This window comes from Ruegeria sp. CDSC079 (assembly GCF_059610505.1).
In genome coordinates, this window is the sequence record NZ_JBXWNT010000006.1 from 1 (window position 1) to 15,398 (window position 15,398).

Sequence of the window (15,398 nt, forward strand, 5' to 3'; positions counted from 1 at the left end):
GGTAGGGATCGAACCTACGACCAATTGATTAACAGTCAACTGCTCTACCGCTGAGCTACGCCGGAACGGTTCGCGCCATATAGCAACCCGAAATTTCGCCGTCCAGAGGGGAAGCGCGGTTTTGGAAAAAAAATTACCTCGGCATCTATGGGGTTCTGGCGAAGATCGCGCCGACGGATAATTTTGACTGCGGTGCAATCAGAAATCGGCATGTAAGATCAACGAGATGGGCGAATACATTCCGTTCGGCAGCGGGCAACAGGGCAGCGGGGGTTTCGGTATAGATTCGCTCGGCCAATTCCCGGGCGGTTCCTGGCCTGGTTTCCAATGCGGACAGAATCTGTTTTTCCCGGGCGCGCCGGTGGGTGATCAACCAATCGAGCCTTTTGGCAGGGTCGTTAATCGGTGCGCCATGCCCTGCGTGGAATACTGACCAGTTATGTTGTCCTAGCTTTTCGCAAGCCGCCATGAAATCGGTCAGATCACCATCAGGTGGTGACACCAATGAACTGGCCCAACCCATCACATGATCGGCGGTAAAGCAGACATCCCCCCAACCCAGCGCAATATGGTTACCAAGATGACCAGGCGTATGGATCACATTCAACTGCCACCCTTCGGCGGCGATTACATCACCATCTTCGACTTCGATATGCGGGCGGAACGCCGTGTCGATCCCTTCACCTCCGCCTGCGAGCCCCTGATTGGCCAATTCGGCCATCACCTCACTGCGGCCTGCTTCGGGGCCTCCAAAAGCAATGATCTTTGCTTGCGTTCGTTCGGCCAGCGGTGCAGCAAGCGGAGAGTGGTCCAGATGAGAATGTGTGACAATGATGTGGCTGATCCGTTGTCCGGGTTTAACCGCGTTTAGGATTGCATCCAGATGGTCCGCATTGGCAGGGCCGGGGTCAATCACCGCAAGATCGGTTTGGCCAAGCAAGTATGTATTGGTGCCGCGATATGTCATCGGAGACGGGTTGGGGGCGAGAATCCGCCTTAGGCCCGGTTGTAACTCGTCATCTCGACCTGGCATTGGATTGAAATCGTCCGGTGCTTGCATTCTGCACTCTTTCTCTCGTCTGAACAGCCCGTTAGGTTTAACCCATGACGACGCAATGGCTCAAACTTTATATGCCGCGCAGCCTGTACGCTCGGGCGGCTTTGATTCTCATTTTGCCGGTGGTGGTGATGCTGCTGGTGATCAGTGTCGCCTTTTTGCAAAAGCACCTGGAAGATGTCACTGCGCAAATGACTCGTGCCGCATCGCGTGAGGTTACGCTGGTTACGGATGTGATAGAACATTCTGAAACGCAGCAACAGGCGGTGGCCGAACTTCGGCCCGATCTGGCCGCGCTTGATATGAAACTGCGGTTTCTCGGGATAAACGAAACGCCAGTCATCGGGAATCGCCGCTGGTATGATTTCATTGCACCTCAAGTCGAATCCGAGTTGCGCGCTTTGCTTCCCGATCTTGTAGCGGTCGCCTTGCCAAGCGGGCAGGAGGCTCGATTGTATCTGCAGACGGATTTGGGTGTATTGCAGCTAACTTTCGACCGTCGGCGATTGTCCCCAACCGCGCCGCATCAGTTGATTGTGACCGTCTTGTTCTTTGCGATCATCATGACAACCATTTCGTTTTTGTACATGCGCAACCAGCTACGACCGATCACCCGTCTGGCCGAGGCTGCACAGGCGTTCGGACGCGGGCGGGTTGTTCCTTATTCGCCAGGCGGCGCGATCGAGGTGCGGGCCGCTGGCAGTGCGTTTCTGGATATGCGCGCCCGGATTGAGCGTCAGATGGAGCAGCGCACCATGATGCTGTCCGGTGTCAGTCACGATTTGCGAACGCCTTTGACGCGTCTCAAGCTCGGGCTGTCTTTGTTGCCCGAAGATGAGGCAGCGCCATTGCAACAGGACGTGGATGAAATGCAGCTATTACTGGACGCGTTTTTGGACTTTTCCAAAGGAGCGGCAGAGGTGACGCCGGAATCTGTAGACCCTGAGAGGTTCCTTCGGCAGATCGTCAAGGATGCGTGCAGGGCAGGGCATAAGGTCGAATTGGTAAAGGTTGATGGCGCAGGAACCGCGATGTTGCGCCCGACGGCTATTCGTCGCGCGGTAGAGAACTTGATCGGGAATGCGGTCAGGTACGGAAATCGCGCTGAGATCAGCCTGTCGGTCTCCTCCAAATCGCTGCGTATCCGCGTCGAAGATGATGGTCCGGGTATTCCGCCCGAGCAGCGCACCGAAGCGGTCAAACCTTTCTCGCGATTGGATCCTGCGCGCAACCAGAATCGGGGCAGCGGTGTTGGTCTGGGGTTGGCCATTGTGGCAGATGTCGCCCGAGCCCATGGCGGCGTGCTTCGATTGGGCAAAAGCGAACATCTGGGCGGTCTGTGTGCCGATATTATCATCGGTCGCTAGAGCATCGTGCACCGGACCTCTGCTCTGCCAAATCTGGTGTGAGTTCATCTTGGATTGTCGGATGTTCAGTGACCGATAAACTGATTCAAGCGCCTGAAAAGTTACCGGGATATCCCGGGCGGGAATCGAAGATATGTCCTGAAACCGTGGGGCACTTGCCTCGCAACCTATTGTTAGGTCGTGGAGCATCTCTCTCTATTTTCGGGCTGATCGATCGTTGTTTCTAAAGGAAAATTTGCGGAATTTGGTAGGCCCGGAGGGACTCGAACCCCCAACCAAAGCGTTATGAGCGCTCTGCTCTAACCAATTGAGCTACAGGCCCGCCTAGGCGCTTTGCCTATCATGGTGAACGCCCGCGTCAAGCCTGACCGTTGCAACATCTCCAACAATCGACTAACCCGCGCGGGAACCATTCAAAAGAGGTTGGCCATGACAGCGGGCAAAAACGGAATCACCTACGCGGATGCGGGCGTTGATATTGATGCGGGGAATGCTCTGGTCGACCGGATAAAACCTGCTGCCAAGCGGACCAACAGATCCGGCGTGATGAGCGGGCTGGGCGGGTTCGGCGCATTGTTCGACCTGAAGGATGCAGGTTATCGGGACCCGATTCTTGTCGGCGCCACCGACGGTGTTGGCACCAAGTTGCGGATCGCGATTGATACAGGCCTGGTCGATGGCGTCGGTATCGATCTTGTGGCCATGTGCGTCAACGATCTGATCTGTCAGGGGGCCGAGCCACTTTTCTTCCTCGACTATTTCGCCACAGGCAAACTGGATACCGAGACCGCCGCACGGATCATTGAGGGCATTGCCGAAGGCTGCGTTCAATCGGATTGCGCATTGATTGGCGGCGAAACTGCCGAGATGCCGGGCATGTATCCCGATGGTGATTTCGATTTGGCCGGGTTTTCAGTCGGTGCGATGGAGCGCGGCGCACACCTTCCTGCAGATGTTCAACAGGGTGACGTGTTGCTTGGGCTGGCCTCAAACGGGGTGCATTCCAATGGCTATTCGCTAGTGCGCAAGCTGGTCGAGATCTCGGGCCTGGGTTGGGATGCGGCATCGCCCTTTGGGGATGGATCGCTGGGCGAGGCACTGCTGACCCCGACGCGCCTTTACGTGAAACCTGCGCTACAGGCGATCCGGACAGGCGGGGTGCATGCGCTCGCCCATATCACCGGCGGTGGCCTGACAGAAAACCTGCCACGGGTGCTACCCGAAGGGCTGGGTGCCCAGATCGACTTGAACTCCTGGGATTTGCCCCCCGTATTCCGCTGGATGGCAGAAACCGGCGGTATTGCTGAATCCGAGATGCTCAAGACTTTCAACTGCGGCATCGGCATGATCGTGGTTTGCGGCGCAGAGCAGGCCGACGACCTGTCGGCACTGCTGGCCCAAGCTGGTGAGACGGTTTCGCGGATTGGCACCGTAACCGACACCGCAGGAGTGGCCTATTCGGGCAAATTGCTGTGAGCCATAAGCGCGTCGCCATTCTGCTCTCAGGTGGGGGGTCGAATATGGTCGCTCTGGTCGACAGCATGACCGGTGACCATCCGGCCAGACCTTGTTTGGTCTTGTCGAACGATACTGAGGCTGGGGGACTGAAGAAGGCAGCTGATCGGGGAATTGCAACGGCAGCCGTAGATCACCGGCCATTCAAGGGCGACCGCGCAGCTTTTGAGGCCGAGCTGCTGAAACCGTTAGAGCAAGCACAACCGGACATCGTGTGTTTGGCTGGGTTCATGCGGGTGCTGACCGGTGATTTCGTCTCGCGCTTTCAGGGTCGGATGCTGAACATCCACCCGTCACTGTTGCCAAAATACAAGGGTCTGAACACCCATGCCCGTGCGATTGCAGCAGGTGATATCGAGCATGGATGCTCGGTTCACGAAGTGACCGCAGCGCTGGACGATGGCCCAATCTTGGGGCAAGCCCGCCTGAATATTGAGGCTGGAGACACTCCTGAGACTTTGGCGGCGCGCGTTCTGACCTACGAACACAGGCTTTATCCGGCCGTATTGCGCCGCTTTGCCGGAAATGACCGCACGCCGGTGCTTTTGCCGTGAATCCCGCGGGGTGATTTACACGCGGTTGCCATTCGGCCTATGGTTCGCCCGACGGCCCGGAAACGTGTAGGACTGACGGGTGATTAAAAACAAAAGCAAGAATAGCACCACGAATGAAAACCCTCACGACGACGCAAGAGCTGGCCGATTTCTGCAAAGCGGCTGCGGCCTTTGATTACGTAACCGTAGATACCGAGTTCCTGCGCGAACGGACCTACTATTCAAAACTTTGCCTGCTTCAACTGGCGGTCCCGTCGCCCGACGAAGACAGCGCCGTTTTGGTCGACCCGTTGGCCGAAGGGATGACTCTGGAGCCTTTGTACGAGCTCTTCGCCGATGAAAGCGTGGTCAAAGTATTTCACGCAGCCCGTCAGGATCTTGAGATTTTCTGGGTTGAGGCGGGTGTGTTCCCCAACCCTCTGTTCGACACGCAGGTCGCCGCCATGGTCTGCGGATTCGGCGAGCAGGTTGGTTATGAAACCCTGGTGCGCAAGATTTGTAAGGAAGGCGTGGACAAGACCTCTCGATTCACCGACTGGTCACGCCGCCCACTGTCCGAGGCGCAAAAGACCTATGCGCTGGCGGATGTAACGCATCTGCGGAAAATCTATGAGTATCTGTCGGCCGAGTTGACGAAAACCAAGCGCAGCCATTGGGTCGCCGAAGAGCTGCGCACGCTGACGCAATCCGGCACCTATGAGATCCAGCCCGAAAATGCGTGGAAGCGTATCAAAACCCGGACGAACTCGGCCAAGTTTTTGGCTGTTGTTCGCGAGTTGGCCGAGTTCCGCGAAGCCTATGCGCAGGAAAACAACGTACCGCGCAGCCGGGTGTTCAAAGACGACGCGCTGATCGAACTGGCATCGACCAAGCCGAAATCTTTCTCAGATTTGGGTGGATCGCGCCTGCTGCTGCGCGAGGCCCGCAAAGGGGTCATTGCGGATGGGATTCTGGCCGCTGTCAAAAAGGGTGTTAATTGCCCACCAGAAAAATTGCCCAAGATTGATACCAGCCGTGACAAGTTGAAGGTAAATCCTGCGCTTGCCGACCTATTGCGGGTGCTGCTGAAATCAAAAACGGAAAGCTCGGGCGTGGCTGCCAAACTGATTGCTACCAGTTCCGAACTGGATCAGATCGCAGCCGGTGAACGGGAATTACCTGCAATGTCCGGTTGGCGGTTCGAGGTATTCGGCGAAGATGCTCTGAAACTGTGCGATGGCAAAATCGCCCTGGCAGCTAAAGGGCAGACCGTCACGGTCGTAGAGCTTTAGCAGGAATTATCTGCGGCGGGATTCCAGGGCATTTTGTTCCCCTTTGACGCGGACCAGCCGAATGTTTTCAAGCTCGTCTCGGCTGATATTGGTTGCATTGGATACCCTTCGGGACCGTTCGGTCCCCTGGCTTGTCGCATATGACGGGTAGTCGACACGGAACGTGAATTCGAGAATGCCGTTTTTTGCATTCTCTTCGCTTTCAACACGAACAAGCCGCGCATTATAGGCGCCTTGCCTTGCAGCAATCCCAGTCGTGTAAACGATAGCTCCATTCGGAATTGGATCGATCCGCAGTTCTTCGATTTTGGCGATCGGGAAGCTCATGTCCACGGCTTCCGGCTTTGAAAATATGCCAACACCTTCGGCTTGTTGAGGAACCAGTGCATTGGCATCATTCACCGAGACTTCAGAGGGTGCCGGAGTACTGGACCCAAACCAGTTTGTCGGGTTGACCCGAGAATCACGCCAAGCGCTGCAAGCCGACAGGGTCAAGGCAGCAGCCAAAAGAACAGACAGTGATTTCTTCATCGTCACAACACCCAGAGCAGTCTATATGGCAATGAGTTATCGCACTTTTCCGGGTTTGAAAAGCCACGTGGGGGGCTGGACAGATGCTGGTCAGGATCATAGTTCAAAAATGTGAACCCAATGAGAGGACAGCCCCGAGATGGCGACACCTGCTTTTGAAGAAATCGTCGAAGATTTCGAATTCCTGGAGGACTGGGAAGACCGGTACCGCCATGTCATCGAGCAGGGGAAAGCGATGGCGCCATTGGATGATGCGTTGAAGGTGCCTGCAACCAAAGTCCATGGTTGCGCCAGCCAGGTCTGGCTGCATCCCAGTGTCGAGGGAGGGACCTTTCATTTTGAGGGCGACAGTGATGCTCTGATCGTGAGGGGGCTGATTGCGGTTCTGCGATCCCTATATAACGGCCTGCCGGTTCAAGAAGTCCCGCAGGTTGACGCAGGAGGCGAACTGGCGCGGCTGGGGTTAAACGATCATCTTTCCGCGCAACGATCTAACGGTTTGAGGGCGATGATCGACCGTATCCGCGAGGTCGCGATAGAGGCCGCCTAAAGCGGGCGGTTGGCCCAGTCGCTCAGCGTGGATTGCAGATCACCATAACCGGTAAAACGGCGCTCGAAAGCCAGGCCCATTCGGTCTGCGCACTCCTTGGCCCGTTCGGTCAGAACCGCATCATCAGTCTGTGCCTGATAAACCAGTTTCGTGTAGTTGCCGAAATACATTTCCCTAAGCTCGGGGTGCCGATCCAGCCCCAGCGGCTTCCAGACGAAGGCATCGAATTGACGTGCCAGAAAATCTGTTAGGTAGAACGCTGTAGTTTCATCCTCGCCGCGATTTTCAAAGACCTGGTTCCCCTCGAAGAAAGAATAGCAGTGGGGCCCTTTAATCATCTCCACGCCCATCTCCCCGCAGGCTTTCTGCAACAGGCCACCGGTGCCGCAATCTGCGTAGACGACATAAACTTTATCGTATTGGTCGCGGTGTTTGGCAACGGCCTCTTCCACCGCCTGCGTGATCCGTTCCGGGTGGATGTGCAAGATGGCGGGCAAGCAGGTCAGTTCCATATGATCCCAGCCATTACGACGCTTTAGGTCCAGGATTTCCCGCGCCAGCGCACCGCAGGCCAATAACAGAATTCGCCCTGCGCCGTGATGGTCTGAATAGCCCTGCGTTGTCAGGCTGGCGTCGTCGGGAAGTTGGTCCTGAGTCATTTCGCGCCTCTTTCTCGTTATCTAGAAAATCGGCTTATTCGGTGGCTGGCAAGCCCGTATTCGACACATAATGTCGGCTTCGGATCAGGGTAGGGTGAATAAATGAAAAAGGCCGCCCGAAAACCGGACGGCCCTGAAATGGTTTAGATGTCGATCAACCCGCCAGCTGATTGTGCTTGCGCGAGACAAAATCCTTTGCCGTCTCAACAGCTACGGCCGCGTCACGGCAATAGGCATCAGCACCGATCGCCTTGCCGAACTCTTCGTTCAAAGGCGCACCGCCAACCAGCACGATATAGTCGTCGCGCCGACCCTGTTCGATCAGTGTGTCGATCACGACTTTCATATATGGCATGGTCGTCGTCAGCAGGGCCGACATGCCCAGAATATCGGGCTGTTCGGTATCAAGCGCTTCCAGATAGTTTTCGACGGGGTTGTTGATGCCGATATCAACAACCTCGAATCCGGCGCCTTCCATCATCATTGACACCAGGTTTTTGCCAATGTCGTGAATGTCGCCTTTAACAGTGCCGATCACCATTTTACCAACGCGCGGTGCGCCGGTTTCGGCCAGCAGCGGCTTGAGGATAAACATGCCGCCCTTCATTGCGTTTGCGGCCAGCAAGACCTCGGGTACGAACAGAATGCCGTCACGGAAGTCGTGGCCCACAACCGTCATGCCGCCGACCAGTGCCTTGGTCAGGATGTCATAAGGTGTCCATCCGCGCTCCAGCAGGATGTTCACACCTTCTTCGATTTCTTCTTTCAGACCGTCGTAAAGGTCATCGAACATCTGTTCGACCAGTTCGTCGTCGTTCAGTTCGGACAGGACGATGTCTTCTTCATCGGACATGGGGCGTTTCCCTGAGCTGTTCGGGCCTTGCGCCCGTGGTGGCATTTTTTCCGTTTTGGCCATTTCGCCGTAATACTACTGTGACGATTGCGACCTTGGCAGTTCCGAGACCGACCTATAGGCCAAATTTGTCGTTATCTCGACGTCATTTTACACATGAACATCCTGCAATTCGTTCAAATGCACCAATTGTTCAGGGCCTGATTGGGGTTCTGATGATGCCTCAGCAAGGTAAATGTGCCGCTTGCCGGACCGGTCGATATTCCATATACCAAATAGCATGAACAAAAGTAGAACAAACCTTCCTTCGGCCATTGCCAAGGGGCGAGCAGCCACGGAAAATACGGCAGGCAGATTCGAACGGTTTGACACAATCCCCTGCGATGACGGCTGGGGGTATGATGACGATCTTCCTCCGTTGCGGACTGAAGTCAGGCACGAGACGGCACGCAGCATAATCACTTATAACCGCTCCCCCGACTTGCCATTTGATCGCTCAATCAACCCCTATCGGGGGTGCGAGCACGGCTGCATCTATTGCTTTGCACGGCCCAGCCACGCCTATCTGGGTCTGTCGCCGGGGCTGGATTTTGAGACGCGCTTGATTGCCCGACCCAATGCGGCCGAGCTTCTTCGCAAAGAGCTTTCTGCGAAAGGTTACAGTGTTGCGCCGATTGCGATTGGAACCAATACCGACCCTTATCAGCCAGTTGAAAAAAACCTGGGAATCACAAGGTCTTGTTTGTCGGTGCTTACAGAGTTTCGCCATCCGGTTGCGATTGTGACCAAGGGGGCACTGATCGAACGTGACCTCGATCTGCTCGCACAGATGGCGGAACAGGGTTTGGTTCGGGTCGGGATATCTCTGACCACGTTGGATGCGGATTTATCGCGCCGAATGGAGCCACGGGCGCCCGCGCCAAATCGGCGCCTGAAAATCATTCGCAGGCTGACCGAAGCGGGGGTTCCGGTGCGGGTCATGACCTCTCCTTCAATTCCCGGTTTGACAGATCATGAGATGGAAAGCCTGTTAGAGGCGGGCAGGGATGCCGGGGCGGATGCAGCAAGCTGGATTATGCTGCGGTTGCCGCGCGAAGTTTCGGAACTTTGGCAAACCTGGCTGCAAGAGCAAGAGCCAACGCGCGCCGAAAAAGTCATGTCCAAGCTTCGGCAAATGCACGGGGGCAGGGACTATGATCCGCGTTGGGGCCACCGAATGCGCGGTGAGGGCGAATATGCCGAGATGGTGGCTAAACGGTTTTCACTGGCTGTAAAGCGACTGGGCCTTGCAACGCGCACCCCGAAGCTGCGGTGCGATTTGTTCGATATCCCGCCCCAAGCCGGGGACCAGTTGACGCTGTTCTAACAAATCAGCCCCGGATTCTGGTCCGGGGCTGTTTGGTTTGTTGGGGATCGAAATCAGCGTTTTTCGATGTCCACGTAATCGCGACTGGTTTCGCCCAGATAGAGCTGGCGCGGGCGGCCGATTTTGTTCTGTGGATCTGCGATCATCTCTTTCCACTGACTGACCCAGCCAACGGTGCGCGACAGTGCGAAAATCGGGGTGAACATCGACGTCGGGAAACCCATCGCCTCGAGGATGATCCCTGAATAGAAGTCCACGTTCGGGAACAGTTTCTTTTCGGAGAAATACGGATCTTCCAGTGCCTGTTTTTCCAGCGCCTTGGCGACTTGCAGCTTGGGATTGTCCTCAATCCCCAGCAGATCCAACACTTCGTCGGCGGATTGCTTCATAACCTTGGCGCGCGGGTCAAAGTTCTTATAGACGCGGTGACCAAAGCCCATCAGGCGGAACGGATCAGCCTTGTCTTTGGCGCGGGCGATAAATTCCGGGATACGGTCAACCGTGCCAATTTCTTCCAGCATTTCAAGGCAGGCCTGGTTTGCGCCGCCATGGGCAGGGCCCCAAAGACACGCGATACCAGCGGCAATACACGCAAACGGGTTCGCCCCCGAGGACGAGGCCAGACGCACTGTCGAAGTCGAGGCATTCTGTTCGTGATCCGCGTGCAGAGTAAAGATGCGGTCCATCGCGCGGCTGAGGATTGGGTTCACCTCATATTCTTCGGCAGGGACGCTGAAGCACATGCGCAGGAAGTTTGACGCATAATCCAGATCGTTGCGCGGGTACACGAAGGGCTGACCGGTGTGATACTTGTAAGCCCAGGCAGCGATGGTCGGCATCTTGGCGATCAGACGATGGGATGCGACCTCACGCTGATGCGGGTCCGAAACATCGGTCGAATCGTGATAGAACGCAGACATCGCGCCCACGACACCAACCATGATCGCCATCGGATGCGCATCACGGCGGAAGCCACGATAGAAATATTGCATCTGTTCGTGCAGCATGGTGTGGCGGGTGATCGTGGTTTCAAACTTTTCCAGTTCCTTGGCCGCCGGCAGCTCTCCGTAAAGCAGCAGGTAGCACACTTCGAGGAAATGCGATTTCTCGGCCAACTGGTCGATCGGATAGCCACGGTGCAACAGTTCACCTTTTTCGCCGTCGATATAGGTGATGGTGCTGTCGCAGCTGGCTGTCGAGGTGAAGCCGGGGTCATAGGTGAACACATCCGCTTCGCTGTACAGCTTGCGGATGTCGATGACATCAGGTCCCACGGTAGGCGAATGAACCGGCAACTCGTATGTTTTACCATGTACGGTCAAAGTGGCTGATTTATTGCTGTCGGTCATAATGTCCCTTCCTCATTCATACGTGAAACGGATCGTCGTCCGTTTCGGCGGGCAACGGTTGCGCACAGGGGCGCAGCCCGGGTGTTAGCGGAGCAGCGTTACCCAAATGTGAAACCTTTGGTTATGTCGCTGCGTCGGAGAGCCGTGCCAGGGTTTCATCCCGCCCAAGCACAAGCATCATATCAAAAACCGAAGGCGTTACAGCCCGACCAGCCAATGCAGCGCGCAATGGCCCTGCCAGCTTGCCAAACTTTAGCCCTTTCGCTTCTGCAAACGAGTTCAGGGCACTCTCCAGTTCGTTCCGGGTCCAGCTAGCATTTTGCACGTGCGGCGTCAATTCACTCAGTATACCGTCGGATACAGAGGACAGCGCCTTTGCAGCCTTCTCATCAGGTTTGATCGGGCGTGACGTCAGCACAAAATGCGCTTTTTCAAGGAGTTCCGGGAATGTGCGTGCCCGATCCTTGAGGCAATACATCGCACGTTCCAGATCACCTGATTGTGCATTGGTGAGAGCGGGCAGTCCCGCCGCCGCCAGGTATCCCTGAATTTCCTGCCGCAACGCGGCATCGCCAGTGATTGGAATATGCTGACCACATAGATTCTCGAGCTTTTTCAGATCGAACCGTGCAGGGCTTTTACCGATTCCAGCCAGATCGAACCACTCTTTCGCCTGCTCATCAGTAAAGAATTCGTCATCCCCATGGCTCCAGCCGAGACGGGCTAGATAGTTGCGCATACCCGCGGCCGGGTACCCCATCGCCTGATATTCTTGGGCACCCAAAGCTCCGTGACGTTTGGATAGTTTCTTGCCGTCCGGGCCATGAATCAGCGGAATATGTGCCCAGACCGGAACATCCCAACCCATGGCTTCATAGATCATCATCTGGCGTGCGGCATTATTCAGGTGATCGTCGCCCCGGATAACATGGGTCACACCCATGTCGTGATCATCCACAACAACCGCCAGCATATAAACCGGTGTTCCGTCCGAGCGCAGCAGGATCATGTCGTCCAACTGATCGTTGCGGATTGTCACGTCGCCCTGAACCTGATCGCGGATCACGGTGACCCCGTCCCGCGGTGCCTTTATGCGGATCGCATATGGGGCGTCAGGTTGGGTCGAAGGGTCAGCGTCGCGCCAGGGGCTCTGGAACAGTGTCGATTTTCCCTCTGCACGCGCCTGTTCGCGAAAGGCTGTGATCTCGTCCTGGGTCGAAAAACATTTGTAGGCTTTGCCGTCCGCCAGCAGCTGATGTGCCACTTCAGCATGACGCGGGGCGCCTTCGAATTGGCTGATCACATCGCCATCATGGTCCAGGCCCAACCAGGACATCCCCTGAAGAATTGCTGCAGTAGCCTCTGGGGTTGAGCGTTCGCGGTCCGTGTCTTCAATCCGCAATAAGAACTTGCCACCACGTCCCCGAGCAAAGAGCCAGTTGAACAATGCAGTGCGCGCGCCGCCGATGTGAAGAAAACCAGTGGGTGAAGGTGCAAAACGGGTGACGACCTGATCGGACATAGTGTGGATTAACCTTTTGGTAACCGTGTCGGGCTTAACTTGGCGCCTGTCTAACGAGCCCGAAGGACGGGGGCAACCATGCGTGTTCTGGCACGGGTCGAGACCGCATTGCTGAACCAGACAGGCTATTTGTTTCAGTGGTCACCAGTGTGCTTGGCCATTGGCATCGGCCTGTATTTCGCGCTCCGGTTCGAGCCGGGGTGGCAGATTTACGTTTGTTTCAGCGCGGTGATTGTTGCGGCTATGGGGATGGCCCGCAAATCGCGGTCTGGCTGGGCTTCGTTGGCAATCGGGGGGACGCTGATCGCTGCCGGGTTTATCCTGGCCGGCGCACGTGCCCATACGGTGGCAGAGCCGGTTCTGTCTTGGCGGTACTATGGCCCGGTCGAGGGACGTGTTGTCGCCATAGACCGCTCTGCGTCGGATGCGCTGCGGGTGACGCTCGATCGGGTGCGATTAGGGGACGTGCCCTTGGATCGACGACCGCGGCGCGTCCGACTTTCCCTGCATGGTGGGGATGTCGCGCTGGTTCCTGGGCAAAGGATCATGACAACAGGTCATCTGTCGCCGCCTCAGGGGCCGGTAGAGCCCGGCGGTTTCGATTTCCGTCGCCACGCATGGTTTCAGCGTTTAGGGGCGGTCGGATACACGCGCGTACCGGTGTTGTCGGTTGCCCCGCCGGACAGGACCAATCTCCGCATCACGGCGTGGAGGATGGCGATTTCTGAACATGTGCGCGCATTGCTGCCTGGAGAGGTCGGAGGTTTCGCCGCGGCTGTCACGACGGGTGATCGCAGCGGAATGGGGCAGGAAACGCTGAACAATCTACGGGCATCTAATCTGGCTCATCTGTTGGCGATATCCGGATTGCATATGGGGTTGCTGACAGGTTTTGTTTATCTGATCTGCAGGGTCACGCTGTCTGCTGTCCCGGTGCTCGCTCTTAGACTTCCGGTCCGCAAGATTGCAGCGGTTTGCGCCTTGGTCGCGGCGGTTGTTTATCTATTGCTGTCTGGCGGGAATGTCGCAACAGAGCGGGCCTTTATCATGGTCAGCGTAATGCTGGGGGCCATTTTGATCGACAGAAGGTCAATTTCGCTACGCGCGGTGGCCGTCGCTGCCCTTATCGTGCTGTCGTTGCGACCAGAATCTCTGTTAAGTCCCGGTTTTCAGATGTCCTTTGCTGCAACAACGGCACTGGTGGCCGTTTTCGGAGCCTTACGCGGTTTCGGTTCTGCTTTCGGGCCAAAATGGCTACGGCCCATTATCGGGGTGTTGATGTCATCTGCCATAGCGGGGCTTGCCACCGCACCGATTGGGGCGGTGCATTTCAATTCACTGTCTCACTATGGGCTGGTTGCGAATATGCTGTCGGTCCCGGTGATGGGAACCGTCGTGGTTCCTGCGGCCGTTATTGCCGCAATCCTGGCGCCATTCGGGCTTGAGTGGATTGGGCTGGCGGTCATGGGGGCAGGGTTGGAATGGATTCTGGCGGTTTCAGACTGGATCTCGAGACTGGAAGGTGCGCAAGGTTATGTGGTCAGTCCACCGTCCTACGTCTTGCCCATATTTGCATTGGGCGCGCTCTGGATCGCCTTGTGGCGCGGTGGGGCAAGGTGGGTCGGCGTCGCACCTTGCATGGTGGCGATTGCGCTTTGGGGGCAGGGTAACCGTCCGGAAGTTTTGGTCGCAGACTCCGGTGGGTTAGTTGGTGTGATGACTGATCAGGGGCGCGCGCTGAGCAAGGAAAAGGGCAGCAAATTTATTGCAACCGTATGGCTTGAAAACGACGGAGACGGCGCGAGCCAGAAAACTGCCGCAAATCGCTGGCCCGATGGGAAAGATTTGTCGCAAAGATATTTCTGGCAGGGCAAAGAGCTGATTCACCTCACTGGCAAACGATCTGCGCGCGAATTCAGCGAATGTGGAGATGACCAAATCGTCATCTCTGCTGTTCCGGTCCAGCTGTCCGGCACCTGTATGGTGATTGATCCCGAGTTGTTGAACAAGACAGGAAGTATTGCACTGTCCGGTGGAAACGTAATGACCAGTGCCCAAGTCATAGGCAAAAGGCTGTGGTCGCCAGACAACTAAAGATCAATAGCTTCGGATCAGCCCAACCAAACGGCCCTGAACCTTGACCTTATCTTCGGGCAGTACACGCGTTTCATAGGCCGGGTTGGCAGCCTCAAGCGCTATCGCCTGACCTCTCCGATAGAACCGTTTGAGCGTTGCTTCCTGATCTTCGACCAGCGCGACAACGATATCGCCATTATCAGCCGCGGAGGTTTCGCGGATGACGACCACATCGCCGTCGTTGATGCCAGCGTCAATCATCGAATCGCCGCGTACTTCAAGTGCGTAGTGCTCGCCTCTGCCGGAAACCATGCTTCCGGGGACGGCAACGCGGTGCGACACATGGCTGATCGCCTCGATCGGAACACCTGCTGCGATGCGTCCCATGACCGGCAATTCCATTGCGTCTACGGTCACTGGTTCGAAATTCGCGGGGCGTCTGCCTTCGGGCTTGTCACCTTCGATAACACGGGGTTTGAAAGCGACTGTTGGCTCTCCTCCCAGGCTTTCAGGAAGTTTGACGATTTCGATGGCACGGGCACGATGGGCCAGACGACGGATAAAGCCGCGTTCTTCAAGCGCTGTGATCAACCGATGGATGCCGGATTTGGACCGCAGGTCCAGCGCAGCTTTCATTTCATCGAAACTTGGGGGGACGCCATCCGCCTGAACGCGTTTATGGATGAACTCCAACAAATCCAACTGCTTCTTGGTCAGCATTGCTCACA

The 15,398-nt window shown here is 56.4% G+C and carries 14 protein-coding genes and 2 tRNA genes; 7 read left to right on the forward strand and 9 right to left on the reverse strand.

Features of this window, described 5'->3' with window-relative positions; translation table 11 throughout:
• Nucleotides 1–57: transfer RNA gene (locus AC2FIC_RS12330), tRNA-Asn, on the reverse strand.
• An 88-nt stretch (nucleotides 58–145) separates the two neighbouring features.
• Nucleotides 146–1,060, reverse strand: a complete 915-nt coding sequence (locus AC2FIC_RS12335) for an MBL fold metallo-hydrolase (protein WP_496708495.1) — start codon at nucleotides 1,058–1,060, stop codon at nucleotides 146–148.
• A gap of 44 nt (nucleotides 1,061–1,104) precedes the next feature.
• On the opposite strand from AC2FIC_RS12335, the gene AC2FIC_RS12340 reads away from it, so the two are divergent.
• Nucleotides 1,105–2,424: an ATP-binding protein gene (locus AC2FIC_RS12340; protein WP_496691180.1), complete on the forward strand. Its 1,320-nt coding sequence runs from the start codon at nucleotides 1,105–1,107 to the stop codon at nucleotides 2,422–2,424.
• Nucleotides 2,425–2,669: 245 nt separating this feature from the next.
• Here the strand turns inward: AC2FIC_RS12340 and AC2FIC_RS12345 are convergent.
• Nucleotides 2,670–2,746: transfer RNA gene (locus AC2FIC_RS12345), tRNA-Ile, on the reverse strand.
• Nucleotides 2,747–2,853: 107 nt separating this feature from the next.
• Here AC2FIC_RS12345 and purM point away from each other — a divergent pair.
• The 3 genes from purM to rnd all read left to right on the forward strand — a co-directional run bounded on the left by purM (nucleotide 2,854) and on the right by rnd (nucleotide 5,764).
• A complete protein-coding gene (gene purM / locus AC2FIC_RS12350; RefSeq protein ID WP_282021209.1) occupies nucleotides 2,854–3,900 on the forward strand; it encodes a phosphoribosylformylglycinamidine cyclo-ligase in 1,047 nt (348 codons plus the stop codon).
• The gene (gene purN, locus AC2FIC_RS12355; protein ID WP_496691181.1) at nucleotides 3,897–4,493 is read left to right on the forward strand and encodes a phosphoribosylglycinamide formyltransferase; all 597 of its coding nucleotides are present in this window, start codon (nucleotides 3,897–3,899) and stop codon (nucleotides 4,491–4,493) included. Before purM ends, purN begins: the two co-directional genes overlap by 4 nt.
• 113 nt (nucleotides 4,494–4,606) lie before the next feature.
• Nucleotides 4,607–5,764, forward strand: coding sequence for a ribonuclease D (gene rnd / locus AC2FIC_RS12360; RefSeq protein WP_496691182.1), 1,158 nt, complete (start codon nucleotides 4,607–4,609; stop codon nucleotides 5,762–5,764).
• 6 nt (nucleotides 5,765–5,770) lie between these two features.
• On the opposite strand, the gene AC2FIC_RS12365 is transcribed toward rnd, so the two are convergent.
• The gene (locus AC2FIC_RS12365) at nucleotides 5,771–6,295 is read right to left on the reverse strand and encodes a hypothetical protein (protein ID WP_496870177.1); all 525 of its coding nucleotides are present in this window, start codon (nucleotides 6,293–6,295) and stop codon (nucleotides 5,771–5,773) included.
• Between the two features lie 139 nt (nucleotides 6,296–6,434).
• Here AC2FIC_RS12365 and AC2FIC_RS12370 point away from each other — a divergent pair, with 139 nt between their 5' ends.
• Nucleotides 6,435–6,845, forward strand: coding sequence for a SufE family protein (locus tag AC2FIC_RS12370; RefSeq protein WP_496691184.1), 411 nt, complete (start codon nucleotides 6,435–6,437; stop codon nucleotides 6,843–6,845).
• Here AC2FIC_RS12370 and AC2FIC_RS12375 read toward each other — a convergent pair.
• Nucleotides 6,842–7,504, reverse strand: a complete 663-nt coding sequence (locus AC2FIC_RS12375) for a DUF1638 domain-containing protein (protein WP_496691185.1) — start codon at nucleotides 7,502–7,504, stop codon at nucleotides 6,842–6,844. The genes AC2FIC_RS12370 and AC2FIC_RS12375 overlap by 4 nt on opposite strands.
• A 154-nt stretch (nucleotides 7,505–7,658) precedes the next feature.
• Nucleotides 7,659–8,357, reverse strand: a complete 699-nt coding sequence (locus AC2FIC_RS12380) for a corrinoid protein (RefSeq protein WP_271947279.1) — start codon at nucleotides 8,355–8,357, stop codon at nucleotides 7,659–7,661.
• A 280-nt stretch (nucleotides 8,358–8,637) separates the two neighbouring features.
• On the opposite strand from AC2FIC_RS12380, the gene AC2FIC_RS12385 reads away from it, so the two are divergent.
• Nucleotides 8,638–9,723, forward strand: coding sequence for a PA0069 family radical SAM protein (locus AC2FIC_RS12385; protein ID WP_496691186.1), 1,086 nt, complete (start codon nucleotides 8,638–8,640; stop codon nucleotides 9,721–9,723).
• 53 nt (nucleotides 9,724–9,776) lie between these two features.
• Here AC2FIC_RS12385 and gltA read toward each other — a convergent pair whose 3' ends face one another.
• Nucleotides 9,777–11,072, reverse strand: coding sequence for a citrate synthase (gene gltA / locus AC2FIC_RS12390; protein WP_142633596.1), 1,296 nt, complete (start codon nucleotides 11,070–11,072; stop codon nucleotides 9,777–9,779).
• 121 nt (nucleotides 11,073–11,193) lie between these two features.
• Entirely contained in the window at nucleotides 11,194–12,594 is a 1,401-nt protein-coding gene (gene gltX, locus AC2FIC_RS12395) for a glutamate--tRNA ligase (RefSeq protein WP_496688195.1), read from the reverse strand.
• 78 nt (nucleotides 12,595–12,672) lie between these two features.
• On the opposite strand from gltX, the gene AC2FIC_RS12400 reads away from it, so the two are divergent.
• Nucleotides 12,673–14,688: a ComEC/Rec2 family competence protein gene (locus AC2FIC_RS12400; protein ID WP_496691187.1), complete on the forward strand. Its 2,016-nt coding sequence runs from the start codon at nucleotides 12,673–12,675 to the stop codon at nucleotides 14,686–14,688.
• A 3-nt stretch (nucleotides 14,689–14,691) separates the two neighbouring features.
• On the opposite strand, the gene lexA is transcribed toward AC2FIC_RS12400, so the two are convergent.
• Nucleotides 14,692–15,390 carry a transcriptional repressor LexA gene (gene lexA / locus AC2FIC_RS12405; RefSeq protein ID WP_281972042.1) on the reverse strand — a complete coding sequence of 233 codons (699 nt, stop codon included), beginning with the start codon at nucleotides 15,388–15,390 and terminating at the stop codon, nucleotides 14,692–14,694.
• Between the last annotated feature and the right edge of the window lie 8 nt (nucleotides 15,391–15,398).

What these genes read in the sequence shown, in the direction of transcription:
- AC2FIC_RS12335 (WP_496708495.1), bottom strand. Translation starts at nt 1,060, where the DNA reads ATGCAAGCACCGGACGATTTCAATCCAATGCCAGGTCGAGATGACGAG.
- AC2FIC_RS12340 (WP_496691180.1), top strand. Translation starts at nt 1,105, where the DNA reads ATGACGACGCAATGGCTCAAACTTTATATGCCGCGCAGCCTGTACGCT.
- purM (WP_282021209.1), top strand. Translation starts at nt 2,854, where the DNA reads ATGACAGCGGGCAAAAACGGAATCACCTACGCGGATGCGGGCGTTGAT.
- rnd (WP_496691182.1), top strand. Translation starts at nt 4,607, where the DNA reads ATGAAAACCCTCACGACGACGCAAGAGCTGGCCGATTTCTGCAAAGCG.
- AC2FIC_RS12365 (WP_496870177.1), bottom strand. Translation starts at nt 6,295, where the DNA reads ATGAAGAAATCACTGTCTGTTCTTTTGGCTGCTGCCTTGACCCTGTCG.
- AC2FIC_RS12370 (WP_496691184.1), top strand. Translation starts at nt 6,435, where the DNA reads ATGGCGACACCTGCTTTTGAAGAAATCGTCGAAGATTTCGAATTCCTG.
- AC2FIC_RS12375 (WP_496691185.1), bottom strand. Translation starts at nt 7,504, where the DNA reads ATGACTCAGGACCAACTTCCCGACGACGCCAGCCTGACAACGCAGGGC.
- AC2FIC_RS12380 (WP_271947279.1), bottom strand. Translation starts at nt 8,357, where the DNA reads ATGTCCGATGAAGAAGACATCGTCCTGTCCGAACTGAACGACGACGAA.
- AC2FIC_RS12385 (WP_496691186.1), top strand. Translation starts at nt 8,638, where the DNA reads ATGAACAAAAGTAGAACAAACCTTCCTTCGGCCATTGCCAAGGGGCGA.
- gltA (WP_142633596.1), bottom strand. Translation starts at nt 11,072, where the DNA reads ATGACCGACAGCAATAAATCAGCCACTTTGACCGTACATGGTAAAACA.
- gltX (WP_496688195.1), bottom strand. Translation starts at nt 12,594, where the DNA reads ATGTCCGATCAGGTCGTCACCCGTTTTGCACCTTCACCCACTGGTTTT.
- AC2FIC_RS12400 (WP_496691187.1), top strand. Translation starts at nt 12,673, where the DNA reads ATGCGTGTTCTGGCACGGGTCGAGACCGCATTGCTGAACCAGACAGGC.
- lexA (WP_281972042.1), bottom strand. Translation starts at nt 15,390, where the DNA reads ATGCTGACCAAGAAGCAGTTGGATTTGTTGGAGTTCATCCATAAACGC.